Raw genomic sequence first — 25,067 nt, 5'->3', positions numbered from 1 at the left:
ATAGCGGAATAAACCGGAAGCACCAGTGGTGCGGGGCAGGCCACTGTCTAACTCGACAGGACACATCCCATGGAACTCGTTCCGAACAACACCCTTATCTGTGCCAGCCCGGAAGAGGGGCGGCGGCTGGCCCTCGGTCTGGCAATGCAGACCTCTTTCGCCATCCAGCCCGATGACCACGTGCAGCAAATTGTCCGTGACGCCTACACGAACAACCCTGACGGCCTGATTGCCGCTGGTCATGTGGTGGCCATTGAGTTCGCCACCGTTGCGGCCGCCAACAATTATTGGCGCTGACTAAGGGCCTAACGGTCCCGGCCCAGCGATTGGGCGAGGAATTCCAGCGTGCGGGCCCAGGCGTCGTCGGCGGCGTCCGAGTCGTAAGCAAACCGGTTGGTGTCATTGAAGAACGCATGGCCGGTGCCCGGATAGACATCCGCGGTGAAGTCGATGCCTGCCTCGGTCATGGCTGCACCCAAATCGGGGAGCGTTTCCACAAGGTCGGTGTCCTGATCGCCGTAAAACGCCAGGACCGGGCAGGTGATGGCGGCCAGCTCGGCGACGGAATAATCAGCCCGTCCGTAGAAGGACACGCAGGCCTTCAGGCGCGGCTCCTGGACGGCGAGGGAGAGCGCGAAGGTTCCGCCCATGCAGAAGCCAACGACGCCGATTTGTCCGTGGACGCCGGGGGAGGACTCCAGATACTCAAAGCAGGAGGAAACCCGTGCCGAGGCCTGGGCTGAAAAGTCCGGACTGCGGAACGGCGACATCAGAGCCCGCAGCTTCGGCTGTGCCGCGTGGCGCTGCTCCGGATCCGGGTTGAAGAGCTGCTCACCGAGTTCCGTGGCCACATCATCAGTGATGCCGTTCTCGCCCAGCAGATCGGGGGCAACCGCAAGGTAGCCCTGTTCGGCAAACCGGTCCGCCACGCTGCGGATCTGGCCAACCAGTCCCCACGCCTCGTGAATGACAATAACGCCGCCCCGAATGTCTCCCTCCGGCCGGGAAACGTAGGAGTGAACCGCGGAGGAACCTGTGCCCATTTCAATCATTTCGCCCATGCCGACACCCTGCCACAGGGGAGGCACGCCGGGCTAGGGATGCTGCGAGAGCAAGAATTCCTTTCCGGACAGCGCCAACGTGCGGGGACCTTGACCCTGATCACCCCCGAGAGAAGGCTTAACCGCACGTTGGCACTTACCCCGCACCCCTCAGGAGCCGCCATGCTGCGCATTCTCTCGATCGACGGCGGCGGGGTCCGCGGGATCATTCCGGTCATCTGGCTCACCCATTTGGAAAGGCGCTCGGGGCAGCGGACTGCGGACCTCTTTGACCTCATTGTGGGCACCTCCGTCGGGGGCATGATTGCCCTGGCCCTGGCCTGCCCCCGCGACGGCGGGGCTCCGTACAGTGCAGCCGACCTCCGGCATCTGGATCTGGGCAGCGTCAAGAAGATCTTCCCCCGCCATACCGCAACCCGTCCCGCGGCCGCACCGGGAACAGCTGCCTACTCCGCCGCACCGCTGCAGGAGTTCCTGCATCAGGTCATGGGCCGGACCAAGCTCTCCGAGGCTTACCGGCCAGTGGGTGTCGTGACGTGTGACCTCGTCCATACACAGGCTCTGCACTTCGCGGGCGGGGGATTGGACCAGTCACAGCTCGGTGATGCCGACATGGCGGTTGCTGCTCAGGCCACGGCATCCCTGCCGCGGTTTTTCCCGCCCGTCACCTTCACAGACCCCGGCGGGCGGGCGCGCGAGCTGGTGGACGGCGGGCTTGCGGCTGATGATCCGGCGCTGGTGGCCTACACGCTGGGCCGATCCCTGGCTGGGGCCGACGACGGCGTGTTGTTGGTTTCGCTGGGCACCGGAACCAGCCAAACCTCCTCCGGCCTGCTGTTGAGCTCGGAACAAACCAGCAGCACCGCAGACGTGCAGGGGATGGAACGGGACTTTTCCATGGTCTACGAAGGGCCGGGACAGCTGGTCCGTGAGAGCCTGCGCCAGCTTCTGGGCGAGGACTACGTCCGGATCCAGACCCGCCTCCTTCCCGGCACGCATCACGCTTCCGACGACGCGAGCCCCAAAAACATCCTGGGACTGCTGGCTACCGCCGAGAAGATGGTTCTGGAGACTTCCTCCGAACTGGACCGGCTGGCGGAACTGCTGCAGGGCAAGTAACCCGGCGCTGCTCCCGATCTCGCTGGGCCCCGGTGCGGGCCTCCCTGCTGTCACAAATCTGGCCTGTCACAAATCCGGTCTGTCCGGTGTCCTATGTGTGAGCCGGCCGCGAGCCGGAGCGGCAGGTTTCAGGGACAGGAGAAGGACATGGGAACCACAGCAGTTGTCCTGGGCGGAGGATACGCGGGAGTCATGGCAGCCAATCGGCTCGCCGCCGCAGCACGGCCCGGACTCGACGTTGTGCTGGTAAGCCCCGGTGAGCGTTTCGTGGAGCGGATCCGGCTGCATGAGTATGCCGCCGGAATCCGCAGTGATGCGACCGCCTCCTTTGCATCCGTGCTGCATCCGGCCATCCGACGGGTGCGGGACACGGCGGTGCGCATCGATGCTGCCGGACGGAGTGTGCTGCTGGCCGGCGGCCGGCTGCTGAACTACGACTATTTGGTCTACGCAGTGGGATCAGGGGCACCGCAGGTTCCGGACGATGCTCTCACCGTCCAACAGTTGGAGGGAGCCGAAGACACCCGCACGGCACTCGAGGCGCTGGCCCCGGGCGGCCGGGTTGCGGTGGTTGGCGCCGGGTTGACCGCCGTCGAAACGGCGGTGGAAATTGCCGCCCACCGAGGTAGCCTGCACGTGCGCCTGCACACGGACGGTGTTCCCCTCCCGCAGGTGACAGCGGCCGCCCGCCGCGGTCTGGAACGCAGCCTTCGCCGCACATCAGTGGAGCTGCAGTCCGGCGTGCGGGTATCCGGGTCCGGTGATCCGCATCTGCGGCTTCAGGCCGACGTCGTGCTCTGGTGCACGGGTTTTGGAGTTCCGGATCTCGCCTCGGCCAGTGGGCTGCCGGTTGATCGGGGCGGCCGTCTGCTGCTGGAGCCGAATCTGCAGGTGCCGGGGGAGGGGCGGATTTTCGGGGCCGGTGACGCCGCCGTGTTTGCCGGCCCCGAGTACGCCTACCTGCGGATGAGTTGCGCGGCGGCGATGCCTATGGGCGCTGACGCGGCGGGAAACATCCTGCGCGGAATGGATGGAGCACCCGGCATCCGGCATGACAGCGGATTCGGCGGCCAGTGCGTTAGTCTGGGCCGCAGCGACGGGCTGGTCCAGTTTGTCCGGGCGGATGACACCCCGGTCCGCGTTCACCTGCACGGCAGGTTGGCGGCGGTCCAGAAGGAGATTATCTGCCGGATGACGCTGCGCTGGATCCGCAGCGAAATCAAACGGAGCGGAGCATACACATGGCCCAAAGGTCCGCGGATGACGACGGCGGAGCAGACTCAGGCGCCGGCTGGACGGTGAGCCGCGACGCCGATTTCCTGGCCCACCGCGGCATGGTGTTCACCATCGCCTATGACGTCCTCGGGACCGTGGCGGATGCCGAGGACGTTGTCCAGGAAACCTATCTCCGGTGGCGGACGGTCCCAGATCCGGTGCGCAATCCCCGGGCCTACCTGGCGCGGATCGCCACCCGGCAGGCACTGAACACCGTCCGCTCCGCAGCCCGGCGGCGTGAGGACTATCCGGGGGAGTGGCTCCCCGAGCCGCTCCGCACCGGCGCCGGCGCAGGCCCCGCCGCCACCCCGGAAACCGCTGCCCTGACCGCAGCCGAAGTCTCCACCGCCATGCTGGTGGTCCTGCAGACACTGAGCGGACCGGAACGCGCGGGGTTCATCCTGCATGATGTGTTTGGGTTTGGTTATCCGGAAATTGCAGAGGCGTTGGAGTCCGGGCAGCCTGCTGTCCGGCAACTGGTGCACCGGGCACGGGAGCGGGTGGAGCGGGGCACACCGAAGACCCAGCCCGATCCCGCCGAGCACCGGGCCGCCGTCGGACGCTTCCTGGAAGCCACCCTGACCGGATCGCTGCAGGCGCTGCTGGACGTGCTGGCCCCGGAGGTGGTGCTGCGTTCCGACGGCGGAGGCAAAGCCAGCGCCGCGCTCAAGCCGGTGTCCGGACCGGAGAAGGTTGCCCCGCTAATGCTTGGGCTGGCCTCAAAGTATGCGGCCGGTGCCCTGCCGGAGTTCGTGGAACTGAACGGCTTGCCCGCCGTCGCCTTCCGGGAGGGCGAAAGCGTTACCACCGTGTTCCAGTTAAGTCTGGTGAACGGACGCGTCCAGGGGGTCTACGCCATGCGGAACCCGGACAAGCTCAGCCGGCTGCAGGGACCGCCTGTAGGCTGAATCGGGTGACTATTTCCTCGACTCCCAACCGCCGCTGGTCCGAAGACGCCATCCGGCGCATCGAGGCCGACAGCAACCGCTCTGCCGACACCCACCTGTTTGAGATTCCTGTTCCGGCGGGCTGGTCAGTGAAGGTGTACCTCAAGGACGAGTCCACCCACCGCACCGGAAGCCTCAAGCACCGGCTCGCGAGGTCATTGTTCCTCTTTGGACTGGTCAACGGCTGGATCACCCGGGGCATGACCATCGTGGAGGCCTCCAGCGGATCCACCGCCGTGTCCGAGGCGTACTTCGCACAGCTGCTGGACCTTCCGTTTGTGGCCGTCATGCCGCGCAGCACCAGTGCTGAGAAAATCGCGTTGATCGAGCAGTACAAGGGCACCTGCCACTTCGTGGATGATCCGTCGCAGGTGTACGCGGCTGCCGAAGAGATTGCCCGCAGTACCGGCGGCCATTACATGGACCAGTTCACCTACGCCGAACGTGCCACCGACTGGCGCGGCAACAACAACATCGCCGAATCCATGTTTGATCAGCTGAAACTTGAGGACTCCCCGGTGCCGGAGTGGATTGTGGTGGGCGCAGGAACCGGCGGCACCAGCGCGACGATCGGCCGCTACATCCGCTACCACCGCTATGGAACGCGGCTGGCCGTCGTGGACCCGGAGAACTCGGCGTTCTTCCCTGCCTGGCACAATCCGGGGGCTCCCGCCGTCGGCGGTCCGTCCCGGATCGAAGGCATCGGCAGGCCGCGGCTGGAACCCAGCTTCGTGCCCGCGGTCATTGACCACATGATCCAGGTGCCGGACGCCGCCTCGGTTGCCGCGGCGCGGCACCTGCAGGACACAGCCGGTCTCCATGCCGGGCCCTCCACCGGAACCAACCTTTGGGGAGTGTGGCAGCTGGGAGCGCAGATGGAGGCCGAAGGCCGGGCGGGGAGCATCGTTTCGCTGATGTGTGATTCGGGGGACCGGTACGCCGCCTCCTACGGCGACGACGAGTGGCTCGCTTCCCGGGGACTGGATCCGGCGCCCGCGGCGGCTTTGCTGACGGAGCTGTTTGAGACCGGCCGCTGGCCCGCCTAAGAAGCCTGGGGTGCGCTCGTGCCGGGTTGGCCGCCCATGTCCTTCTCCGCGGTGCTAATTAGGCTTTCCTCATCGTCACGGACGTCAACCGGGCGCTTGCCCTGCAGGGAAGGGTTGGGGCTGTAGAACCACAGGGCAACCTGCTCGTCCTCCCAGCCGGCCCAACGCCCCATGCGGACTACGTCCTTGACCGCCGGGATGGTGCGGCCGCCGGGTTCGTCAAACTGGAAACCCGGATACAGGAATGTTCCACCGCGCTGCACTGCCAGGACCCGCCCTTTGCCGGTCAGCCGTCCGGCCCGGAGGTTGGGCCCGTAACCGAATCCGAGCCGTTCAGCGGCTTCGGAGATGGTGTAAAGGCCGTGTTCCTGCCGCATGGCACGCCACAGCGCCTCGGCATTCTTCCCTGAGGGGATCGAAGGAATGGCGCCGGTCGGTTGGGAACTGTGCCGCTGGTGGGTGTCGCGGTCGCTCATAATTCAACCGTACAACCGCCGCGGGCCCTGAGGCAGAGCTCGCAGCTCCCGCAGGTCCGGCAGGAGGAAAGCTCTTTCATGAGCGCGGCTGAACGGCCAAATAGGTTCTGTCCGCCTCCAGCTGGGATTATGGAAACATGCGAACACTCAGCCACCAGGAAGCCACCCGACTTGCGGAGCAGACAGCGGCCGTGGCTGAGGCCCACATCCCCTACGGGTCCGGACTGGGCGCACCGGCATCCTTTACACTGGCCTGGCTGATGGCGGGCGCGGGCATTGAGGACATCCGCGTGGCCAGTGGTAGCTCAGGCATGGGGGATCACTTCTGGATTGAGACGGCCCAATGGCGGATCGATCCGACGTTGCGCCAGTTTTCCCATCTGAAGCACCGTTCGCTGGTGGAGCCGGTGACGGAGGCCGGGAGCTTCGAAGCACTCAAGTACCACAACGTCCCGGCTTCCCGGGAGGAAGCGGTGCGCGAGGTCTCCTACGGTTTCCGGAACGCCGCTGAAACCGAGGCATTTGTCAATGAGATGACGGCGGCCGTCAGGTTCTGACGCCCTGCATCTCTAACCTGTAAAGCCGGCCTGCCGGATGCCGTAGCGCAGGAACACCACCCCGTTGCCGAACCGGCGCTCGTCGAGCAGTTCAAGGTCCAGCCGCAGCCCGTCCGGCAGGAAGGGCTTCCCGCCTCCGACGACGACGGGGGAGAGCAGCTGTTGCAGCTCATCCACCAACCCTGCCTGCAGCGCCTGTGCCGCCAGGGTGGGGCCGCCGACTGTGAGATCCCGATCGGCACTTTCTTTGAGCCGGCGTAGGGCCACAGGGTCGAAGGTCCGCTCCAACCGGGTGTTGGAGGTGCTGATGCCTGGCAGCGTGCGGGAAAAGACGATCTTGTCCGCAGCCTTCCAGATGCCGGCGTAATCCTGAATCACGGCCGGCTCCCCGGCTACGGGCATGGTCTCCCACGCAGACATCACCTCGTACAGCTTTCGTCCGTAGAGCTGAGTTCCGATCCTCCGTTCCAAATCATTGACAAAGGCATGAACTTCTTCGTCCGGCATGCTCCAGTCGAACTGCCCGTCCTCATCAGCGACGTAACCGTCGAGTGAAGTAATGCAGGTGTACACCAAACGTCCCATGCTGTGCCTCCTGACACCGGTGTCGATGTGTCAATGATTGAGGAAAGCCCGGCGGTGTACTAGCGTCGGGCGCACCACGGGCCGGGTCCGCCGTGGAACCCGTGGATCAAAGGAGAACCATGCGAGGGATAACCAAGACCGTGATTGCAGCCGCGGCAATAAGTTTGGCGCTGACCGGCTGCTCCGGAGACGATACAGCTGACGGCTCGCAGACTCTGAGAATCGTTTACAAGAATGCGGACGCGGCCCCTCTGGTGGCCCTGATGGAGAACGTCAAAGAGGAGTTTGAAGCGGCCAACGAGGGAGTAACAGTTGAGCTGGCGCCCATTGAGGGAAACGATGAGGACTATGCCACCAAACTGGCCTTGTCCCAGCGCTCACCTGACACCGCTCCCGATGTCTTCGTAGAGGATTCCTTCAAGCTCCGTGCTGACGTGGACGCGGGCTATGTGCTGCAGCTGGACGATTATCTGTCCGATTGGGAGGACTGGGACAGCTTCAACGAAACGGCCAAGCAGGCGGGCTTGGCCGACGACGGCGGCACCTATGCGATCCCGCTGGAAACTGACACGCGCGTGATTTGGTACAACAAGAATGTGTTGGGTGCGGCGGGTATTGAGCTTCCGTGGCAGCCGGAAAGCTGGGATGACCTCCTGACCATGGCACGCACCGTGAAGGACTCCAACCCCGATGTCATCCCCTTCAGCATGTATGCCGGCACCATGCAGAGTTTCTATGAGCTCCTTTACGGGACCGAAGGTGGAACCCTCTATGACGCTGACGAGCAGAAATGGGTCACAGGGTCGCAGGGCTTCATCGATTCCCTTGCGTTCCTGAAGACCATTTATGACGAGGGACTGGCGGTTACCCCGGCGCAGGCCCTGGATGCGAACATCTGGCAGCCCATCGTGGGCGAGATGCTTCCGCAGGACCGCATGGGGGCCACGGTTGAAGGGTCCTATGCGCCGCAGTTCTGGCAGCCGGGAGGACAGTTTGAGTGGCCCGAGTACAGCGAGGTCATGGCCACGGCACCGTTTCCCACCCAGAACGGGCAGGAGCCCGGAGCAGTCAGCATGTCCGGCGGGTGGACCCTGGCGGTGGGAGCCGGAACAGAAGAGCCGGAGCTGGCCGCTGATTTCGTAAAAATGGCCCTGAGCTACGAGAACTCCCTGGAGTACACCGTGGACAGTTCCAAGATTGCCGTACGGACCGACGTCGCAGAGGCCCCGGAATACCTGGACATGAACCCCTTTGCCTCCGAGGTCACGGAGGTGCTTGACGTCAGCAATTACCGCCCGGCAACGTCCGATTTCGCCGAGATCGATGCCGCTGTCCTCACAGCCACCCAGGAAGTGGTGGCCGGCGGCAAATCTCCGGAAGAGGCGGCGGCTGCCTATGACGAGACACTGGCCAAGATAGTCGGTGACGAATTCGTGGTTGAGAAGTAGCTCGGGCATGTCCAGTACGTCTCTGGCCGGCCGCTCCCGCCCCGTGAGCGGCCGGCCGGATGCCCGTGACGGCCGGCCCCGTCCGCCGTCAGCGCGCCGACAGCTCGGCAGGCTGCTGCCCCTGCTGCCCGCGGTGGCCCTGCTGCTGGTTTTTCTGGGCGGCCCCATCCTCTGGGCCTTCTACGGTTCCTTTACGGACGCCGGTCTGACGGGTGCCAGCGCAAAGAATCCGGAGTGGATCGGGTTCGAAAACTACCGGACCCTTTTCACGGACCCGTTGTTTCCGCGCTCGCTGTGGCTCACTTTCCTGTTTGTGTTTGCCTCGGCGGTTATCGGACAGAACTGCTTGGGCCTGGCCCTGGCTCTTGTCATGCAGCGGGCCAACAAGGCCGTTGCCGGTTTCGTGGGCTCCTGTGTGGTGGCGGCTTGGGTTTTGCCCGAGATTGTTGCGGCCTTCATCGCGTACGCATTCTTTTTTCGGGACGGCATGTTGAACCAGATGACCGGGCTGCTGGGGATTCCTGCCGTGGACTGGTTGTACGAGTACCCCATGGCGGCGCTGATCCTGGCCAACATCTGGCGGGGGACTGCCTTTTCGATGATGAACTACCAGGCAGCCCTGAACGACGTCCCACCGGACATTACGGAGTCAGCCACCATTGACGGTGCCGGAGGGCTTGCCCGCCTGCGGTTCATCACTCTTCCCATGATCAAGCGCAGCATCGCGACAAACCTCATGTTGATTACCCTCCTGACGCTGGGTACCTTCACCCTGATTTACGTTGTCACCCAGGGAGGACCGCTCAATGCGAGCACCACACTTCCGATCATGGCCTATGAGCAGGCCTTCCAGTACGGGGACATCGGTTACGGCACGGCCATCGCCGTGGTGATGCTCCTGATTGGTGCCGTTTTCTCCATTGCCTACATCCGCATGCTGCGCGAACGGAAGGAGTAGACATGGCGATCGTTTCGGTTTCCTCCGGCCGCAAGAGATCCGGTGCGAAGATCTCCAACGCAGTGCTGCTGTTGCTGGCCGCGTGTTTCCTCCTGCCGCTGGCCTGGCTGCTGACCGCCTCCGTCAACGCCGACGCCACGTATGAGCTCACCGCCCCGGTGCTCACCCTGGGCAACTTCAGCGCCATCATGAACGCCCAGCAAACCTTCATTCCGCTGCTGAACAGCTTCATCCTGGCGGTCGGATCCGCCACGGTCACGGTGGTGGCCGCGGTGCTGGCTGCCTATCCGCTGTCGCGCTACCAGATGCGCTTCAAGCGACCCTTTATGTACACCGTCCTATTCGGCACCTGCCTGCCCATCACCGCCATCATGGTTCCGGTGTACAGCCTCTTTGTGCAGTTGAACCTGCTCGATTCCCTTGGCGGGACCATTCTGTTCATGGGAGCCACATTCCTGCCCATCGCCATCTGGATGACCAAGAACTTTATGGACTCCGTGCCCATCAGCTTGGAGGAAGCGGCTTGGATTGACGGCGCCTCCTCAATGAAGGCCCTGTACTACGTGGTGCTTCCGCTGATGCGTCCGGGCCTCGCCGTGGTGTTCATCTTTGTGTTCCTGGAGGGCTGGGGAAACTTCTTTGTTCCCTTCATCCTGCTGTTCGCCGCGGACAAGCAGCCTGCCTCTGTGAGCATTTTCCGTTTCTTCGACGAGTACGGCGGGGTGGCATACGGGGAACTCGCAGCCTTTTCCATCCTCTATTCCCTGCCGGTGATTGTTCTCTACATCCTCTCCCGTGCCATGGGCGGTTCCTTTGCGCTCAGCGGGGCAATGAAAGGGTAGGTGCCACGTGCACGACAACCGTGAACTGGTGGAAGCACGTATCAACAGGTTCCTCCGGGAACGGCTGCCCGGAAGCCTGTGGCAGGACCGGAGGCCGGCTGAGCTGGCAGTTTGGGAAGCGCCGGGGGAGCCGGTTCCTTTTGCCCAGGCAATCAGCCAGGACTTTCTGCCCTTTGCCGCCGGTCAGGAGTGGGGCGCCCCTTGGGGGACCACCTGGTTCCGCATCTCGGGTACGGTTCCGGCTCAATGGCACGGCCGGCGAGCGCACCGACCGGAACTGCTCATCGATCTGGGCTTCAGCGGCAACGGGCCCGGATTTGAGGCGGAAGCACTCGTGTACACGCCATCCGGGGAGATTGTGAAGGCGGTGGAGCCGCGGAACCTGTACGTACCGCTGCTGCAGCTGCCGGGTGAGCACTTCGAGTTCTATGTGGAAGCGGCATCCAATCCGAACATCATTTCCGGCTTCACCTACGCGCCAACACCGTTGGGCGATCCGGCGACGGCAGGCAGTAACCCGCTGTACGTGTTCCGCGGGGCGGACGCCGCCCTGCTGGACGTCGAGGCCTGGAACCTGGCGCAGGATTTCTGGACCCTCAACGGCCTCATGCATGAACTGCCGACGGATCTTCCCCGGCGGTATGACATCCTGCGGGCCATGGAACGGGCGGTCACCGCCGTGGACCCTGCGGATGTGGCCGGAACCGCATCGGCAGCCAGGGCGGAGCTGGCCCCGGTCCTGTCCGCACCCGCCAGCGCCAGCGCACACCGCATCCACGCCGTCGGGCACGCCCACATTGACAGCGCCTGGCTGTGGCCGGCGCGGGAGACGGTGCGCAAGGTCGCACGCACCTTCGCAAATGTGCTGGACCTGATGGAACAGGATCCTGAGTTCGTTTTCACGGCGTCCTCCGCACAGCAGTACGCGTGGCTCAAGCAGCACTACCCGGACCTGTTCTCCCGGGTGGCGGAAAAGGTGGCCGAAGGACGGTTTGTGCCCGTCGGAGGAATGTGGGTCGAGGCGGACACCAATATGCCCGGAGGCGAGGCGCTGGCCCGCCAGTTCCTGGCCGGGAAAAGATTTTTCCTGGAGAACTTCGGGGTGGAATCAGAAGTGGTGTGGCTGCCGGACTCCTTTGGATACTCGGCGGCACTTCCACAGATCGCCAAAGCGGCCGGCTGCCGCTGGTTCCTGACCCAGAAGATCTCCTGGAATGAGACCAACGTGGTGCCGCACAGCACCTTCCGCTGGGAGGGAATTGACGGATCCACGCTCTTCACCCATTTCCCGCCGGTGGACACCTACAATTCCGAACTGTCCGGTCGGGAACTGGCCCGAGCCCAGCGGCAGTACAAGGAAAAGGGGTTTGCGAATACTTCCCTGGTCCCGTTTGGCTGGGGCGACGGTGGCGGCGGGCCAACACGGGAGATGCTGGCTGCTGCCCGCCGAACCGCCTCGCTGGAAGGATCACCCACAGTAAAACTGTCCAGCCCGGTGCACTTTTTTGCCGTGGCGCAGGCCGAGCTGGCGGATCCGGCCGTCTGGTCCGGCGAGCTGTATCTGGAGTTCCACCGCGGCACCTACACCAGCCAGGCCAATACCAAGAAGGGCAACCGCCGCAGCGAGCATCTGCTGCGCGAGGCCGAGCTGTGGGCAACAGCTGCCTTCTTGGCAACCGGTGCGGACTATCCCTACGACGCTTTGGAAGAGGCATGGCGGACCGTCCTGCTGCAGCAGTTCCACGACATTCTGCCCGGCTCCTCCATTGCCTGGGTCCATCAGGAGGCCGAGCGGAACTATGCACTGGTGTCGGCCGGGCTGGAGGCCCTGATCGAGGGCTCGGCGCGGGCGCTGCTGGGCGACGGCGACTCGGATGCAGCGCTCAATGCCGGCCCGTTTTCCCAGGCCCGGGTGCCGGCCGGCGGCGCAGGACCGGTACCGGAACCGGCCCCGTGGACCTGGCAGCGTTCCGCAGAGGGCTGGGTCATCGGCAGCGACCGGCTGCGGCTCGTCGTGGACCGGGAGGGGCTGTTCCGTTCCCTTACGGACCTTCCCGGCGGCCGCGATGCCTTCCTGCCCGGGCGGCCGGGGAACCTGTTCCAGCTCTTCCGGGACACGCCCAACCAGTGGGATGCCTGGGACCTGGATGCCCATTACAAATACAGCACCACGGATTTGATGCAGCCCGATGCCATGGAGATCGAGGAGGGAAGCGGGGGCCGTACGCTTCGAATCACGCGATCCTTCGGGAACTCGGCGATCATCCAGCGGATCTCCCTCAGTCCCGACGGCACAGCGGTGGATCTGGAGGTGGAGGTGGACTGGCACGAGCAGCAGAAGCTGCTCAAACTTGCCTTCCCACTGGACGTGCACGCAGCCCAGGCGGCTTCGGAAATCCAGTTTGGCCATTTGTACCGCCCTACACACGCCAATACTTCCTGGGACGCGGCACGTTTCGAAACAGTGGCACACCGGTGGATTCATGTGGGGGAGCCCGGCTACGGGGTGGCAGTGGCTAATGATTCCACCTACGGCCAGGACACCTTCCGTGACCTGGTGGGCAGCAAGAGCTGCACCACGGTCCGGCTTTCCCTGCTTCGGGCACCGCTGTTCCCGGATCCCTCGGCCGATCAGGGCAGGCACAGTTTCCGGTTTTCACTGCGGCCCGCAGCAAGCATTGCGGACGCGCTCGCCGAGGGATACCGCCTGAATCTTCCGCTCCGCCGGATCCGCAGTGTCTCGCGGACGCGGACGGACCCGGTTGTTGCCGTGGACAACCCGGCAGTGGTGGTGGAAGCGGTCAAGCTTGCCGAAGACCGCAGCGGAGACGTCATCGTGCGGCTGTATGAGGCGCACGGCGGCCGGGCAGGTGCGGTGGTCCGTGCGGGTTTTGCCTATGACACCGTTGCTGCGGCGGATCTGCTGGAGCGTCCGCTGGCCCCCGGGTCACCGCTCACGGGCCGGACCGGAGCAGGGGAACCGGTAACGCTGATGCTCCGGCCGTTCGAAATCGTCACCCTGAGGTTCCGGCGCGGGGAAGGAGGGTAGCGAAAAACCTGTGCCTGAGGCGTGAAAAACTAATGGCATGCAACCCAGTGACACCGTCCAGCCGATCGTTCTGCTCGTGGATAAGGAAGACCCCGCGGCCCACCTCGATGCAGTTGCCGCAGCAGCCGCGGCGAGCGTGAGCGCTTATGCCCGGCGGACGGAGGACGACGCCTGGGACAACTGGGTGTATGGCCGGTTTACGAAGTCGGTCCGCCGCGCAGGACCGAAGGTGTTCGAGAAGATGGCGGCTTCCGCGCCGTCCGGAACCGTCGCCGTCGGCCGGGCGAAGGCAGCGGCCTTTGAGCCGGTGAGCTATGAGGAGATGCCCAAGAAGCTGCGTGCGCTGCAGGTTTCGGGCACGCACCTGCCGGACGGCGAACCGGCGCCCGCCAGCCCGGGCACGCCGCTCATCATTGTGAACGCGGACTTGGAAATGTCCACCGGCAAGGCAGGCGCCCAGGCCGCGCATGCCCTGATGGCCTGGTACCTGACGCTGTCCGCGGAGGAACGCATTGCTTGGTATGACGACGGCGCCGGCCGGGCCAGCGTCCGGCTGGCCGCGGGCGCCGAGTTTGAGGCGCTGGCGAAAGCGCCGGGGGCCGGTCCGCTGATCGTAGACGCGGGGATGACGGAGATCGCACCCAATACGGCCACAGCGTTTGTCGCGGCCGCCGGATAGAACGGCGGCCGCGGCGACGGGACCGGCGTCAGGGGTTAGGCGAGGCGGCTGCGGACGATCTCGCTGACTGCCTTGCCGTCAAAACGGCCGGCAACCTTGGCGGTGACCGGTTTCATGACCGCACCCATCTGGCGCATGGTCAGTTCCGTGCCGTCCGCCGTCAGTTCAGCCACGGCTTCGTCCACGATGGCTTCAACATCAGCGGCGGTCAGCGGGGCGGGAAGGTAGGCTTCGATGATCTCGGCCTCGGCGATTTCGGCGGCGCCGCGTTCCTTTTCCCCGGCTTCCAGGTAGATGCCGGCGGTGTCGCGGCGCTTGGCGGCTTCCTTCTGCAGCAGCGAAACCACCTGCGCATCGTCCAGTTCCACCGGTGTCTTGCCGGACTTTTCCCGGGTCTCAATTTCGCCGAGGACGTTGCGGACAGTCATGAGCGCCGTGCGGTTACCGGCTTTCATGTGGGTTTTCATGTCGGACTGGAGCTGCTCTTTGAGTGTCATGCGGACTCATTTCCGGTGCAGATTGTTGAAGTGTGTTCTTTCCATGATCTCAGCAATGCGCTCTCAGCCGGGCGCGTCCGCTGCAGCTGCACAGGCCAGGCGGGTCCGTACGCCGAGGGACTGCAGATCACCGCCGGGCAAAAGGGAATCGCCCACCAGGGACCGTCCCAGGACAACCGCAGCGGCTCCGGCGGCCAGCCAGCCGGCGACGTCATCCACTGAGATTCCTCCTCCGGGAATCACTGGGATGTCGGGCAGTGCCCGCCGAAGGGTTGCGAGGTAGTCAGGTCCCACGGGTGCGCCGGGAAACAGCTGCACGGCGGTGGCTCCCGTCCGCCAGCCAAGATGAACCTCGCTGGGCGTGATCGCTCCGGGGTAGCTGGCCAGTCCGCAGCTGCGGGCCGCATGGACCACGTCCGGCGCCACATGAGGGGACATGACAAAGCGTGCCCCGGCGTTGGCTGCCCGGACAACGTCCTCCGGCGCGAGCACCGCAGCGAGTCCCAGATCCACGCCGTCGGGCAGCCTGCCGGCCAGATGCTCAAGTGCACTGAGCGTGTTCCCCGCCGGGGCAAGGGCCAGGCAGCGCACGCCGTTAGCCACCAGGGTGTCCGCAGCGGCCGCAACCTGAGACATATCCGAGCGGTATTGCTCCGGTACGGAATTGATTGCAAGCACGGCCGCAATCCGGGTCTGCTGCAGCCCGGTGCCCATTGGCGCCCGGTTTGGCATGGGGCTGAGTGGTTCCATGGTCATGTGCAGGACCAAATCATGGGCGGGGCCTTCCCAACTTTTAGGTCAGCGTTCCGGGGTCTTTTCGCCGGCCTCCACCGGCATGCCGATGATGTTGCTGCCCACCGGCATGGGGCAGGTGCCGAACGCCGTGAAGGCGCTGGGATAGTTCACGGCCCGGTTGAAGTCCACCGTGACGGCAGAGGTGCCCGGCGCCGGCGCGTCGAAGACGACTTTGCGCCATCCGGCAGTGCTTTGGTTGTTGGTGGCATCGTGGAAGGTGAGGGCCAGCCGGCCGGTTCCCTCGGCGCTGACCTGCAGCCGGTACTCGTGCTCCTCTCCGGGCAGCTGAACCACGAGTTCGCCCACGGTGAGGTGCACGCCGTCGACGGCGGGATGCGCGGTGCGGATCGGAACCTCCACCGGCTCGGGATAGGCCTCAAAGCGGCCCTGGACCACGAGATCGGGACGGTAGTCGAAAGTCGGCACGCCGTCGAAATCGGTGAACACGGCCGAGGCTGCGTCGCGGGTGCGGATGGCATAGCGACCGCCGCGCCGGGCCAGCTCCACGGCTATCCGCCGGCCGTCGGAACCGCCGAAATACACCCACAGAAGTGACTCCTCGTCCGCCAGGGATGCCGTGACAATGCCGTCCACCGGGGCGCCGGTTTCGGCGAGTGTCAGGCCGTCGCCGGCGGCGGCGGACAGGGTTGCCGCAGCATCGTCCGCAGCCCAAAGGCCCGGAAGATGCTCCACCGGCGCAGGCTCAACCGTCAGCCACTGCAGAGACGTCAGGGTCAGCCAGCCGTGCTGCTGCGCCAACTCGGCATCCCGTGCGCTGCGGAACCGGCGCCATTCCTCCAGGACTTCGGGCGTGGGCGTACTCATGGGTCCTCCTGATTGTCCGCCAAATAATATTCGTCTCTCTGCAGGGAAGTGTAACTGCGCAGTTTGTAGGATGAGGCCATGGAAACCAACGGTTCACTGCCTTCGCTCGACCAGTTGCGCCACCGCCAGACCGAGCTGGTGGCTGCCCTTTCCGTCGAAACCAGCACCTCTTCCCTGGCCGCGTTGAGCACAGAGCTGGAAAGCGTTCTGGAACAGATCCAGCAGTACGGCAGCCAGCGGACGTAGATCGTCTAGGCGGGGACCCCGCCGTCGTCGTCCCCTGCCGCCACTCGGATGGGGGCGGCATCGAAATTGCCGGGTCTTAATTCGGTTACGCCGAATCGGCCGCCGCAGCCGCGGCGGTTGACCGCGAAGTGCTCACAGCAACTCGCAAAGTCGCCGGAACAGTAGACCGTGCCTGTTGCACTGCCCCGGCGGGCACCCGTCGGAGTGGTGCAACCAACGCGTAAATATGACGCACGCCTCACAACCGATAGTGTTGGTTGGTCCCATCTAAGAAAGGCCACCATGCACGACCGCATTCACCATGAAGGACTGCTTGAGCGCAGAATGTCCGCAGAACAGGCGGCCGCGCTCATCAAGCCGGGTATGACCGTGGCGATGAGCGGGTTTACCGGCGCCGGCTACCCCAAAGCCGTCCCGCAGGCGCTTGCCGTCCAAATGGAAGAAGCCCACGCCCGCGGCGAAGACTTCCAGATCAAGGTACTGACCGGTGCCTCCACAGCCCCCGAGCTCGACGGCGTGCTCGCGAAGGCAGGCGGCATGGAACTGCGCCTGCCGTATCAGTCCGATCCCACCCTGCGGAAGCGGATCAACGACGGCGAACTTGAGTACATCGACATCCACTTGGGCCACGTAGCCCAGTACACCTGGTTTGGCTTCTACGGCCACATTGACCTTGCCGTGATCGAGGTGGTGGGCATCAACGAGGATGGCTCGCTGATCCCTTCGTCGTCGGTTGGCAACAACAAGACCTGGATCGAGCAGGCGGACAAGATCATCCTGGAAGTGAACGTCCAGCAGGCCGCTGCCATGGACGGCATGCATGACGTTTACTACGGCACGGCGCTGCCGCCGCACCGCAAGCCCATCATGCTGGTCAACCCGGATGACCGGATCGGTGAGCCTTACCTGCGGCTGGATCCGGACAAGGTGATCGCCGTGGTGGAAACCGATGCGCCGGACCGGATGACACCCTTCGCCGCACCCGATGAAACCTCCACCCAGATCGCCGGTCACCTGATCGACTTCTTTGGTGACGAGATCAAGGCCGGCCGCCTGTCCGATAAGCTGCTGCCGCTGCAGTCCGGCGTCGGCAACATCGCCAACGCCGTCCTGGGCGGGCTGGCCACCTCGGGGTACACCGGGCTCACCGCGTACACCGAGGTGATCCAGGACGGGATGCTGGAACTGATCCGCGACGGCGTGATCCGCGTGGCGTCGGCCACGTCCTTCTCGCTGAGCCCTGCAGGAATCGAGGAGTTCAACTCCAACATCGAGTTCTACCGCAAGCGCATCATCCTGCGCACCCAGGAGATCTCCAATCACCCCGAGCTCATCCGCCGGCTGGGCTGCATCGCCATGAACGGCATGATCGAAGCGGACATCTACGGCAATGTGAATTCCACCCACGTGGCAGGCACGGCCATGATGAACGGCATCGGCGGATCCGGCGACTTTGCCCGCAACGGCTTCCTCTCCGCGTTCCTCTCACCGAGCACGGCCAAGGGCGGGAAAATCTCCGGCATCGTGCCGATGGTCAGCCATGTGGACCACACCGAGCATGACACCATGCTGATTGTGACCGAGCGCGGCCTGGCGGACCTTCGCGGTCTTTCACCCAAGCAGCGTGCCCGCACGATCATCGAGAAGTGCGCGCACCCGGACTTCCAGCCCCTGCTGCAGGATTACTTTGACCGTGCCAGCCGCGAGAGCTTCGGCAAGCACACACCGCACCTGCTGGATGAGTCCTTGTCCTGGCACCACCGGTTCGTGGAAACCGGTGACAGCCGACCGGCCGTCCCCGCCCAGGTGTAGGAACATCGCAGGACGCGGCCGGGGTGCTGTTTTCCGGCAGACATGCTAGAAACGCTCAGATGAGCCAATTCGGCAGCCGGTCTGCAACCCAACGTAAAGGCGCCGTGCCGCTGCCCCTGTGGCTGGCCGCCGTCGCGGTCATCCTGGTGGCAGTAAACCTGCGGCCGGGTGCGACGTCGGTGGGGCCGGTCCTTGCCGAGATCCAGTCGGGTCTCGGCATGGGATCGGTCCAGGCCGGGATCTTGACCGCGCTGCCGGGCCTTACCTTCGCGGTGGTGGGAGCCCTCGCCGTGACGGTCTCGCGCAGGGCCGGGGTCGCCTGGACCATCACCCTGGGGCTGGGGCTGGTTGCCGCCGGATTGCTGCTCCGGTCGATAGCGCTTTCCCCGGTGCTGTTCATGACTTTGACGGTGCTGGCCTTCGCCGGCATGGCGATGGGTAACATCCTGGTGCCGGCCTTTATCAAGAGCCATGGTGGGCCCCGAACTGCCCTTTTGAATTCGGTGTACGGCACAACCCTTGCGGTGGGAGCCACGCTTCCCCTGCTGGTGGCAGCGCCGCTGACCGCCTCGGATTCCGGGGGATGGCAGCTCAGCCTCAGGGTATGGGGGCTGGCGGCCCTGGCGGCGTTTGTTCCCTGGATCCTCGTCTCCGTGCGCAACCGCAGGACGCCAGTGCATATGGAGGATGCGTCGGCGCCGACGGACCGGCTGCGGATCACGTCTTCCCGGACCGCTGTGGCGCTGTGCGTGTACTTCGGTGTGCAGTCCATGCACGCCTACGTCCAGTTTGGTTGGGTGGCTCAGATTTATCGCGACGCCGGACTGGAGCAGGCTCAGGCCGGGTTGATGGCGGCCATCCTTGCCTCCCTGGGAATAGCCGGGGGCCTAATCATGCCCGCGTTGGTGGCGCGGGCTCCGGGCCTGCACTTCTACATTGCAGGTCTGGCAGCTGCAGTGGTGGCCGGATACCTGGGCTTATTGCTGGCCCCCGCAACGGTGCCGTGGCTGTGGGCGCTTCTGCTGGGCATCGGTGGATTTGCGTTCCCCACGGCGCTGGCCCTGATCACGGCGCGTTCACGGGATCCCCGGGTGACCGCGGAGCTGTCAGGGTTCTGCCAGCCGGTGGGCTACCTCCTGGCAGCGGCAGGACCGTTTGCCATCGGTGCCCTGCACGAGGCCACAGGCAGCTGGACGGTTCCGCTGCTCATCCTCATTGCATCAGCCGCCGTCATGGCCGTAGCCGGAATTATTGCTGCAGCTCCGCGCTTTGTGGACGATCAATTGCGACGGCATCCGGCCTGATCGGCTCGATCCGGCCCGGCTCCGGCCAGGTTCCTCTTAGCTTCCGCAGGCGTGTTTCCGGCTCAGCGGTCACCGCGCAGCCGGTCGATTTCCCGGCGGTCTTTCTTGGTGGGACGTCCGGCGCCGCGGTCCCGAAGCGGAACACCCAGCGCGGGTCCCACCGGACGGGGAGGGGTGTGGTCGGTAAAGCAATGGGAAGCAGCCTCCGCACCCACCCGCTTGGCAATGAGCTGTCGGACTTCCAGGATCCGCTCATAGCCGGGCTGGCGGACCCTGATGGTGTCTCCGGGCTGGACCGGCTGGGCAGCCTTGGCCGGGTTGCCGTTCAACCGGACATGGCCGGCGCGGCAGGCAGCGGTGGCGGCGGATCTGGTCTTGTAGGCCCGAATGGCCCACAGCCAGGCGTCCACGCGGACTGACTTGGAGGTGCTGGCGGGAATGCTCATGGGGCTATCGATTCTACTGGGTGTCCTTGGGATGCAGGGACGTATCCCTGAGACGTGCAGCGTCAGCCTGGGCATCCAGCTGTTCCGGTGTGGGGACCGTGCCGGGAATGGAGTTGCGGACAGGCTGTGCACCCCTTGCCGAGGCCAGCATCTGCCGCAGTTCCGCCGGAGTGTATGGGTCGGGGGCGCCCCGGTGGGCAATGGCATGGCAGTTGGGACACATCGGCACCAGATCGGATACCGGATCCAGAACGTAATCAGGGCTGATGGCTGACGGTGGAACAATGTGATGCACCTGGACGAAGGATGCTCCCGCCGGTCCGTACATCTGCTCCATTGACAGGCCGCAGGCAGCACACGATGTTCCGTGGAAAGCAACACACCGCTGCACTCCCTCGGGGTCATGCTCGCAGCGGTTCACCGCGACTTCGCGCAGGGTGTCCTGGGGAAGGCTTCCCGGCAGCGGAATGGTGGGGTCCACAGCCCCGAGCCAGTCCTCGGGGACCGGCCGCGACCTCAGATATGACGTCCATGCGGCACGCAGATGCCCTTCTGCGGGGGGCGGAACAACGGTTCCCGTACTGCGCACGGCGTTCCAGTTCAGGTCCGGCACACTCTCCTGCAGCAATTCAGCCGGCAGTGCATCCCCCGGGGGCAGCAGCAGGTCAAAAACGACTCCGGCCAGCAGTCCCAACCGGGCCGGCAGCGCCGCGCCCGGTTGGGGCGCGGCGGCCACCACCCCGTGACCCAGCAACCCGCGGCCGTGCCGGCCCTGGGCGAACAGCCACACGTCGGTGCCGCGCGCCATCTGCTGTCCGCGTCCCACCCGCCAGCGGATCCCGAAGAGTCCCGTGCGGTCCACCGTCGCCGCAGCCATGGCATAGTCTGCGCGGCCGGGTCCGGCACCAAACGCAGTGGCCGGATTCCAGCCCAGCACGACGGCGGCCATGTGTTCTCCTTACCCGTTACGGATTGCGGTCCGGTTCGCTCAAAAAAGTTCCCTAGTTAATGCGCGCTTCGCGGCCTTCCCATTCCGAGGACCTCAGTTCATTCTTGCGGATTTTGCCGGTGGATGTCTTGGGCAGATCGATAATGAACTCCACGCTGCCCGGAGCCTTGTAGGAAGCAATCTGGGATTTGACGTGCTTCAGCAGGTCCGCCTCGGTCACGTCCCGGCCCGGGGCCAGCACCACAAAAGCCTTGGGCCGCTCACCCCAGCGTTCGTCGGGGATGCCGATCACGGCGACGTCGGCCACAGCCGGGTGGCTGGCCAGTGCCTGTTCCACCTCGATGGTGGAAATGTTCTCACCCCCGGACACCACCACGTCCTTGGAACGGTCCAGCAGCTGGACGTAGCCGTCCGGATGCATGACACCCAGGTCTCCGGTGTGGAACCAGCCGCCGTAGAAAGCTGTTGCCGTCCCCTCGTCGTCGCGGTAGTACCCCTTCATCACAGAGTTCCCGCGCATCACGATCTCGCCCATTTCGACGCCGTCCGCCACCACATCTTCCAGTTCGCCGTCGTGTCCCGGCATGTCGCGGACCACGCGCAGACGCTCCGACGTCAGCATGCCCACGCCCTGCCGCGCCATGTTCTTCGCCAGCGCGTCCGCGTCCAGGTCAGCCCAGGCGGCCTGCGGCTCGCATACCGCGTACGGCCCATAGGACTCGGTGAGGCCGTAGACATGCACCACAGTGGACTGCAGCTGATGGATTTTGTTGATGACGGTGGGGCTCGGGGGAGCGCCGGCGGTGACGATGGTCAGCGGGTGCTCCAGGATGTGGGCTTCCTCCGCGGTGGCAATGGCGCTCAGTACGGTGGGTGCGCCAGCCAGATGGTCGATGCCGTGGGTGTCGATTAGCCGCCAGATTTCCGGCCCGCGCACGGCGCGCAGGCAGACGTGGGTACCGGACGCGGCGGTCAGCGCCCAGGTGGTGCACCAACCGTTGCAGTGGAACATGGGCAGCGTCCACAGGTAAGTAGTGTCTGCGTCGAAACCCTGGTGGTGGACCTCGCCGAGCGAGTTTAGGTAGGCCCCGCGGTGCGTGTACATCACGCCCTTGGGCCGGCCGGTGGTGCCGGAAGTGTAATTCAGGCTGATGACGGTGTTTTCGTCTTCGACCTCCCAGGGGAGCGGGGTGTCGGTTCCGCGGGACAGGAAAGCGGCGTACGACGTCGTTCCCTCCACAGTGTCGGAGGCTCCGTCCTGGAGCGGGAAGGAGAAGGCTTCGGTGACCGTTTCGAGTTCCGGGGTGCCGAGTCCGCGCAGTAGGTCCGGGTCGCCGAAGAGCAGGGTGGCTCCGGAATGGTTGCAGATGTAGGCCACTTCGGGCGGGGACAGCCGGGTGTTTAATGGCACGATGACGCCGCCGGCAAGAGGGACGGCGTAGTGGGCGATCAGCAGTTCCGCTGAGTTGGTGCCAAGGAATGCCGCGCGGCCGCCCTCTTCCAGGCCAGATGCGCGAAGCGCGTGTGCCGTCTGCGTGACGGCCGCTGCGAGTTCCCGGTAGGTCAGGGTCCGGTCACCGTCGATTACAGCCGTCTTTTCCGGGTGCACCTGAGCTGCGCGTTCGAGAAAGCGCAGAGGTGTCAAAGCAGTGTCCAAGCCGGGCATTGTTCTCCTTCAAGGCAGGTTGATGCCCACCAACGCTACAGGGTCTGTGAGGCTTGGGTCACATTCTGTGCGGCGCTCTAGGATTTGCGCCGGTGTTGTGCGTTCCTGCGTTGTTCAGGGGGCGCCTGTCCGGCGGAGTTTATCCGGCCCAGTTGGAGGCCAAATGCCCGCTTGTCAGCGGGCTTGATACGTCAAACAATCCGCCGACTCGGCTCCGGGGCCGACTTTGACATCATGGGCAGTGCACATGAGGTGGTCATTGTGTTGGCATTCGCTCCGCAGGCACGCGCCCACCGAGGCCAGAACTTTGGGCAGACCACCGGTTTCGGTGGTGTCAATGAAGGTGGAGCAGCTGGCATGGTCGGGGGCTCCGCCCACGGTGATGGCATAGGCAGTGCAGCCGTCGTGGTTGTAGTCGCAGCTGTGAACGGAGCAATCGCTGACGGGCGCTACGTGATCAGTCATGGTTCCTCCAAAGAAGGCGTAATGTCTGTCGGGTTCCGAACGTACCACCGGTGCACGCTAATAATTAGGGCGAATTTGTTGGACGTATTTACGGGTTCCGAAGGGTTTGTGGCTCCGCGGGAGCGTCCGGTCAGGCCCGGGCCGTGCAGGTAAACCGCCCCTGGTGCAAGTAGTCCACGTGGAAAAGTCGAGTATTTGGAACGTCCCAAAGAGGCCTGATTTGGGGTTTTTGGGGCTGTTTTGGGGACGGAAGTGTCGGTGGCAGGTGAAAGCCTGAAGGCATGGATCAGAACGGATCTTTTCGACGCGGCGGCACCGGTGATTGCGTTGGTGCCGGGCAGCATGGTGTGTCCAGCCGGTCGGTCTTTGCGGCTGAGCCGGACAGCGCCCCGAGGGATCCCAGAACCGTTCATATGGATCCGGCCTACCGCGACGGTCTTACCGGTTCGTTGGTCCTGCAGGGTGTGGAGTCCCTGACCCAGGACGAGTCCTCAGTTGTGTTGTCCCGGTTGGATGCTGTGGTGCGGTGGGCGCAGGCCCAGCAGGCCAAGGTGCTGCACCGGATGGAAACCCTCTTCCGGGATGACCTGCTCGAAGATGTTGGCCGGGAAGATCCGGCCCTGACCTTTAGCCTGGCGGCGGAGGAAGCCGCAGCCATCCTGCACCTTCCCACGAATACCGCGAAGATGCTGATGAGTGAGGCGGGACGGTTGTGCACCACCCACACCGCAACCCTGGCCCGGCTGGAGGACGGGAGCCTGGGTTACGGACATGTGCAGACGGTGCTGGACCAATCCCAGAACGTCCCGGACTCCGAGCTGGCCGGTTTCGAAACGGTGTTGCTGGAGGCCGCTGCTGCGGGGCAGACGTCGTCCCAGTTCCGGGTGAAGGCCAGAAGGCTGCGGGAGGGCCGGTATCCGGAGACCGTCCCGGTCCGGCATAAGAGTGCTTTTGAACGCCGGCGGGTGTGTTTGGTGCCGGAGGAGGACGGGATGTCGTGGCTGTCGGCGTTATTGCCGGCAGCCCGGGCGCAGCTGGTTTATACGCAGTTCACCACGGCTGCCCGGGGTGAGCAGGGTGCGGGGGATCCGCGGGGAGTGGATCAGTTGCGGGCGGACATTCTGGCTGACCTGCTCGACGGTGAGAGGGATCCGATGGGCAGGGATGCCGAAGGCAGTGGTCATGAAGGCAGTGGTAACCACGGGGCTGCGGGCCGTGAGGGCAGAACCCGTAGCGATGCCGGCGATGACAAAGCCTCTGAGAAGAAGTCCCGTGCACGGGCCCGCACCGAGATCCTGGTCCTCATCACCGCCGAAACCCTGTTCGGTGCTGATGAACAGCCTGCCGAACTGCACGGATACGGGCCGATCAGCCCGGAAACTGCCCGCCGGCTGGCCCGGCAGGCAGCGCACTGGACTGCGGTGGAACGGAACCCGGACACTGAAGAGATTCTGCGGGTCGGGCGGCGGCGGAAAGTCCCGGCCGGGCTGCAGCGCTGGCTGCGGGCCCGGGACGGAACCTGCCGGTTCCCGGGATGCCGGACCAACGCCGTGATGGCCGAAATTGACCACACCAAACCGTGGTCCCACGGCGGGAGCACGGATCATGACAACCTGGAGCACTTGTGCCGGCGGCATCACATGTTCAAGTCCCGGGGCTTCTGGAAAGCACGACAACACAGTCCCGGGATTATTGAGTGGACGTCACCGGGAGGCCGAACCTACCGGACCGATCCGCACCTCACCCTGGCCACAGGGCTGAGCACGCGACCCAGCACAGCACCAAACACAGGACCCAACACGGGACCAAGGTCGGGGCCCAGAGTGGAAGACACGAAACCTGCGGTAAGCCGGATATCGGGCTGGATCGCCGCCGACGAGCCCTCTGGCTATGCTGATGATCCACCACCCTTCTGACCAGACAAGATGACCGCAACTGGGCCGAGCTGCGCCGGGTGGGCTCAGTTGCACGAGGGTGGGGCCGAGCTACGCCCGGTTGGGTCGAGCTGCGCACGGCTGGT

The 25,067-nt window shown here is 64.8% G+C and carries 25 protein-coding genes; 15 read left to right on the top strand and 10 right to left on the bottom strand.

The window, feature by feature from the left end:
- The first annotated feature begins 69 nt into the window (after positions 1-69).
- A complete protein-coding gene (locus CXR03_RS17555; RefSeq protein ID WP_104105019.1) occupies positions 70-297 on the top strand; it encodes a hexameric tyrosine-coordinated heme protein in 228 nt (75 codons plus the stop codon).
- Between the two features lie 8 nt (positions 298-305).
- On the opposite strand, the gene CXR03_RS17550 is transcribed toward CXR03_RS17555, so the two are convergent.
- Positions 306-1,061: a dienelactone hydrolase family protein gene (locus CXR03_RS17550; RefSeq protein WP_104105044.1), complete on the bottom strand. Its 756-nt coding sequence runs from the start codon at positions 1,059-1,061 to the stop codon at positions 306-308.
- 162 nt (positions 1,062-1,223) lie between these two features.
- On the opposite strand from CXR03_RS17550, the gene CXR03_RS17545 reads away from it, so the two are divergent.
- The 4 genes from CXR03_RS17545 (at position 1,224) to CXR03_RS17530 (ending at position 5,448) form a co-directional block, all read left to right on the top strand.
- Complete coding sequence (locus CXR03_RS17545) at positions 1,224-2,180, top strand: patatin-like phospholipase family protein (RefSeq protein ID WP_181034673.1); 957 nt, start codon at positions 1,224-1,226, stop codon at positions 2,178-2,180.
- A gap of 147 nt (positions 2,181-2,327) precedes the next feature.
- Complete coding sequence (locus tag CXR03_RS17540) at positions 2,328-3,482, top strand: NAD(P)/FAD-dependent oxidoreductase (RefSeq protein WP_181034672.1); 1,155 nt, start codon at positions 2,328-2,330, stop codon at positions 3,480-3,482.
- Positions 3,422-4,363, top strand: coding sequence for an RNA polymerase sigma factor SigJ (sigJ, locus tag CXR03_RS17535; RefSeq protein WP_104105016.1), 942 nt, complete (start codon positions 3,422-3,424; stop codon positions 4,361-4,363). The genes CXR03_RS17540 and sigJ overlap by 61 nt, the downstream gene beginning before the upstream one ends.
- A 5-nt stretch (positions 4,364-4,368) precedes the next feature.
- On the top strand, positions 4,369-5,448 hold the full coding sequence (locus tag CXR03_RS17530; RefSeq protein ID WP_104105015.1) for a PLP-dependent cysteine synthase family protein: 1,080 nt from the start codon (positions 4,369-4,371) through the stop codon (positions 5,446-5,448).
- Here CXR03_RS17530 and CXR03_RS17525 read toward each other — a convergent pair.
- On the bottom strand, positions 5,445-5,924 hold the full coding sequence (locus CXR03_RS17525) for a hypothetical protein (protein WP_104105014.1): 480 nt from the start codon (positions 5,922-5,924) through the stop codon (positions 5,445-5,447). The two genes, CXR03_RS17530 and CXR03_RS17525, sit on opposite strands and share 4 nt — an antisense overlap.
- Positions 5,925-6,061: 137 nt before the next feature.
- Here CXR03_RS17525 and CXR03_RS17520 point away from each other — a divergent pair, with 137 nt between their 5' ends.
- The gene (locus tag CXR03_RS17520; protein ID WP_104105013.1) at positions 6,062-6,481 is read left to right on the top strand and encodes a hypothetical protein; all 420 of its coding nucleotides are present in this window, start codon (positions 6,062-6,064) and stop codon (positions 6,479-6,481) included.
- A 12-nt stretch (positions 6,482-6,493) separates the two neighbouring features.
- Here CXR03_RS17520 and CXR03_RS17515 read toward each other — a convergent pair whose 3' ends face one another.
- Positions 6,494-7,066: a dihydrofolate reductase family protein gene (locus CXR03_RS17515; RefSeq protein ID WP_104105012.1), complete on the bottom strand. Its 573-nt coding sequence runs from the start codon at positions 7,064-7,066 to the stop codon at positions 6,494-6,496.
- 119 nt (positions 7,067-7,185) lie between these two features.
- Here CXR03_RS17515 and CXR03_RS17510 point away from each other — a divergent pair, with 119 nt between their 5' ends.
- Genes CXR03_RS17510 through CXR03_RS17490 form a run of 5 tightly spaced genes read left to right on the top strand, consistent with a single transcriptional unit; the run spans position 7,186 to position 14,042 of the window.
- Positions 7,186-8,514 carry an extracellular solute-binding protein gene (locus tag CXR03_RS17510; protein WP_104105011.1) on the top strand — a complete coding sequence of 443 codons (1,329 nt, stop codon included), beginning with the start codon at positions 7,186-7,188 and terminating at the stop codon, positions 8,512-8,514.
- Between the two features lie 7 nt (positions 8,515-8,521).
- The gene (locus CXR03_RS17505; protein WP_104105010.1) at positions 8,522-9,472 is read left to right on the top strand and encodes a carbohydrate ABC transporter permease; all 951 of its coding nucleotides are present in this window, start codon (positions 8,522-8,524) and stop codon (positions 9,470-9,472) included.
- A 2-nt stretch (positions 9,473-9,474) separates the two neighbouring features.
- Complete coding sequence (locus tag CXR03_RS17500; RefSeq protein ID WP_104105009.1) at positions 9,475-10,314, top strand: carbohydrate ABC transporter permease; 840 nt, start codon at positions 9,475-9,477, stop codon at positions 10,312-10,314.
- A gap of 7 nt (positions 10,315-10,321) precedes the next feature.
- The gene (locus tag CXR03_RS17495; protein ID WP_104105008.1) at positions 10,322-13,363 is read left to right on the top strand and encodes a glycoside hydrolase family 38 C-terminal domain-containing protein; all 3,042 of its coding nucleotides are present in this window, start codon (positions 10,322-10,324) and stop codon (positions 13,361-13,363) included.
- A gap of 37 nt (positions 13,364-13,400) precedes the next feature.
- Positions 13,401-14,042, top strand: a complete 642-nt coding sequence (locus CXR03_RS17490) for a peptidyl-tRNA hydrolase (protein WP_104105007.1) — start codon at positions 13,401-13,403, stop codon at positions 14,040-14,042.
- Positions 14,043-14,077: 35 nt separating this feature from the next.
- On the opposite strand, the gene CXR03_RS17485 is transcribed toward CXR03_RS17490, so the two are convergent.
- The 3 genes from CXR03_RS17485 to CXR03_RS17475 all read right to left on the bottom strand — a co-directional run bounded on the left by CXR03_RS17485 (position 14,078) and on the right by CXR03_RS17475 (position 16,159).
- Positions 14,078-14,539, bottom strand: a complete 462-nt coding sequence (locus CXR03_RS17485) for a GatB/YqeY domain-containing protein (protein ID WP_104105006.1) — start codon at positions 14,537-14,539, stop codon at positions 14,078-14,080.
- 63 nt (positions 14,540-14,602) lie between these two features.
- Positions 14,603-15,295 carry a bifunctional 4-hydroxy-2-oxoglutarate aldolase/2-dehydro-3-deoxy-phosphogluconate aldolase gene (locus CXR03_RS17480; RefSeq protein ID WP_146070550.1) on the bottom strand — a complete coding sequence of 231 codons (693 nt, stop codon included), beginning with the start codon at positions 15,293-15,295 and terminating at the stop codon, positions 14,603-14,605.
- Between the two features lie 42 nt (positions 15,296-15,337).
- A complete protein-coding gene (locus tag CXR03_RS17475; protein WP_104105004.1) occupies positions 15,338-16,159 on the bottom strand; it encodes a DUF1684 domain-containing protein in 822 nt (273 codons plus the stop codon).
- A 78-nt stretch (positions 16,160-16,237) separates the two neighbouring features.
- Between CXR03_RS17475 and CXR03_RS18390 the strand changes: the two genes are divergently transcribed.
- From CXR03_RS18390 to CXR03_RS17465, 3 genes are all read left to right on the top strand, one after another.
- The gene (locus CXR03_RS18390; protein ID WP_181034671.1) at positions 16,238-16,405 is read left to right on the top strand and encodes a hypothetical protein; all 168 of its coding nucleotides are present in this window, start codon (positions 16,238-16,240) and stop codon (positions 16,403-16,405) included.
- A gap of 282 nt (positions 16,406-16,687) precedes the next feature.
- A complete protein-coding gene (locus CXR03_RS17470; RefSeq protein ID WP_104105003.1) occupies positions 16,688-18,217 on the top strand; it encodes an acetyl-CoA hydrolase/transferase family protein in 1,530 nt (509 codons plus the stop codon).
- Positions 18,218-18,276: 59 nt separating this feature from the next.
- Positions 18,277-19,521, top strand: a complete 1,245-nt coding sequence (locus tag CXR03_RS17465; RefSeq protein ID WP_104105002.1) for an MFS transporter — start codon at positions 18,277-18,279, stop codon at positions 19,519-19,521.
- A 62-nt stretch (positions 19,522-19,583) separates the two neighbouring features.
- On the opposite strand, the gene CXR03_RS17460 is transcribed toward CXR03_RS17465, so the two are convergent.
- The 4 genes from CXR03_RS17460 to CXR03_RS17445 all read right to left on the bottom strand — a co-directional run bounded on the left by CXR03_RS17460 (position 19,584) and on the right by CXR03_RS17445 (position 23,047).
- A complete protein-coding gene (locus CXR03_RS17460) occupies positions 19,584-19,967 on the bottom strand; it encodes an RNA-binding S4 domain-containing protein (RefSeq protein WP_104105001.1) in 384 nt (127 codons plus the stop codon).
- 13 nt (positions 19,968-19,980) lie between these two features.
- Positions 19,981-20,916, bottom strand: a complete 936-nt coding sequence (locus CXR03_RS17455) for a hypothetical protein (RefSeq protein ID WP_104105000.1) — start codon at positions 20,914-20,916, stop codon at positions 19,981-19,983.
- Positions 20,917-20,968: 52 nt separating this feature from the next.
- A complete protein-coding gene (locus tag CXR03_RS17450; protein ID WP_104104999.1) occupies positions 20,969-22,582 on the bottom strand; it encodes an AMP-binding protein in 1,614 nt (537 codons plus the stop codon).
- Positions 22,583-22,756: 174 nt separating this feature from the next.
- Positions 22,757-23,047 (bottom strand): DUF1540 domain-containing protein, encoded by a 291-nt coding sequence (locus CXR03_RS17445; protein WP_104104998.1) that lies wholly within the window; start codon positions 23,045-23,047, stop codon positions 22,757-22,759.
- 281 nt (positions 23,048-23,328) lie between these two features.
- On the opposite strand from CXR03_RS17445, the gene CXR03_RS17440 reads away from it, so the two are divergent.
- A complete protein-coding gene (locus tag CXR03_RS17440) occupies positions 23,329-24,963 on the top strand; it encodes an HNH endonuclease signature motif containing protein (RefSeq protein ID WP_104104997.1) in 1,635 nt (544 codons plus the stop codon).
- The last annotated feature ends 104 nt before the right edge of the window (positions 24,964-25,067 follow it).

The sequence above is a fragment of the Arthrobacter sp. 08Y14 genome, assembly GCF_002929455.1.
In the GTDB taxonomy this organism is placed as follows: domain Bacteria; phylum Actinomycetota; class Actinomycetes; order Actinomycetales; family Micrococcaceae; genus Arthrobacter_B; species Arthrobacter_B sunyaminii.
Note: the sequence above shows the minus strand (reverse complement) of the source record. Positions and strands in the feature narration are given on the sequence as shown.

Coding starts and splice junctions, on each gene's coding strand:
- CXR03_RS17540 (WP_181034672.1), top strand. CDS start 2,328: ATGGGAACCACAGCAGTTGTCCTGGGCGGAGGATACGCGGGAGTCATG.
- CXR03_RS17460 (WP_104105001.1), bottom strand. CDS start 19,967: ATGAGCATTCCCGCCAGCACCTCCAAGTCAGTCCGCGTGGACGCCTGG.
- CXR03_RS17490 (WP_104105007.1), top strand. CDS start 13,401: ATGCAACCCAGTGACACCGTCCAGCCGATCGTTCTGCTCGTGGATAAG.
- CXR03_RS17550 (WP_104105044.1), bottom strand. CDS start 1,061: ATGGGCGAAATGATTGAAATGGGCACAGGTTCCTCCGCGGTTCACTCC.
- CXR03_RS17500 (WP_104105009.1), top strand. CDS start 9,475: ATGGCGATCGTTTCGGTTTCCTCCGGCCGCAAGAGATCCGGTGCGAAG.
- CXR03_RS18390 (WP_181034671.1), top strand. CDS start 16,238: ATGGAAACCAACGGTTCACTGCCTTCGCTCGACCAGTTGCGCCACCGC.
- CXR03_RS17515 (WP_104105012.1), bottom strand. CDS start 7,066: ATGGGACGTTTGGTGTACACCTGCATTACTTCACTCGACGGTTACGTC.
- CXR03_RS17475 (WP_104105004.1), bottom strand. CDS start 16,159: ATGAGTACGCCCACGCCCGAAGTCCTGGAGGAATGGCGCCGGTTCCGC.
- CXR03_RS17450 (WP_104104999.1), bottom strand. CDS start 22,582: ATGCCCGGCTTGGACACTGCTTTGACACCTCTGCGCTTTCTCGAACGC.
- CXR03_RS17505 (WP_104105010.1), top strand. CDS start 8,522: ATGTCCAGTACGTCTCTGGCCGGCCGCTCCCGCCCCGTGAGCGGCCGG.
- CXR03_RS17470 (WP_104105003.1), top strand. CDS start 16,688: ATGCACGACCGCATTCACCATGAAGGACTGCTTGAGCGCAGAATGTCC.
- CXR03_RS17445 (WP_104104998.1), bottom strand. CDS start 23,047: ATGACTGATCACGTAGCGCCCGTCAGCGATTGCTCCGTTCACAGCTGC.
- CXR03_RS17520 (WP_104105013.1), top strand. CDS start 6,062: ATGCGAACACTCAGCCACCAGGAAGCCACCCGACTTGCGGAGCAGACA.
- sigJ (WP_104105016.1), top strand. CDS start 3,422: ATGGCCCAAAGGTCCGCGGATGACGACGGCGGAGCAGACTCAGGCGCC.
- CXR03_RS17465 (WP_104105002.1), top strand. CDS start 18,277: ATGAGCCAATTCGGCAGCCGGTCTGCAACCCAACGTAAAGGCGCCGTG.
- CXR03_RS17485 (WP_104105006.1), bottom strand. CDS start 14,539: ATGACACTCAAAGAGCAGCTCCAGTCCGACATGAAAACCCACATGAAA.
- CXR03_RS17480 (WP_146070550.1), bottom strand. CDS start 15,295: ATGACCATGGAACCACTCAGCCCCATGCCAAACCGGGCGCCAATGGGC.
- CXR03_RS17440 (WP_104104997.1), top strand. CDS start 23,329: ATGGATCAGAACGGATCTTTTCGACGCGGCGGCACCGGTGATTGCGTT.
- CXR03_RS17510 (WP_104105011.1), top strand. CDS start 7,186: ATGCGAGGGATAACCAAGACCGTGATTGCAGCCGCGGCAATAAGTTTG.
- CXR03_RS17455 (WP_104105000.1), bottom strand. CDS start 20,916: ATGGCCGCCGTCGTGCTGGGCTGGAATCCGGCCACTGCGTTTGGTGCC.
- CXR03_RS17545 (WP_181034673.1), top strand. CDS start 1,224: ATGCTGCGCATTCTCTCGATCGACGGCGGCGGGGTCCGCGGGATCATT.
- CXR03_RS17555 (WP_104105019.1), top strand. CDS start 70: ATGGAACTCGTTCCGAACAACACCCTTATCTGTGCCAGCCCGGAAGAG.
- CXR03_RS17525 (WP_104105014.1), bottom strand. CDS start 5,924: ATGAGCGACCGCGACACCCACCAGCGGCACAGTTCCCAACCGACCGGC.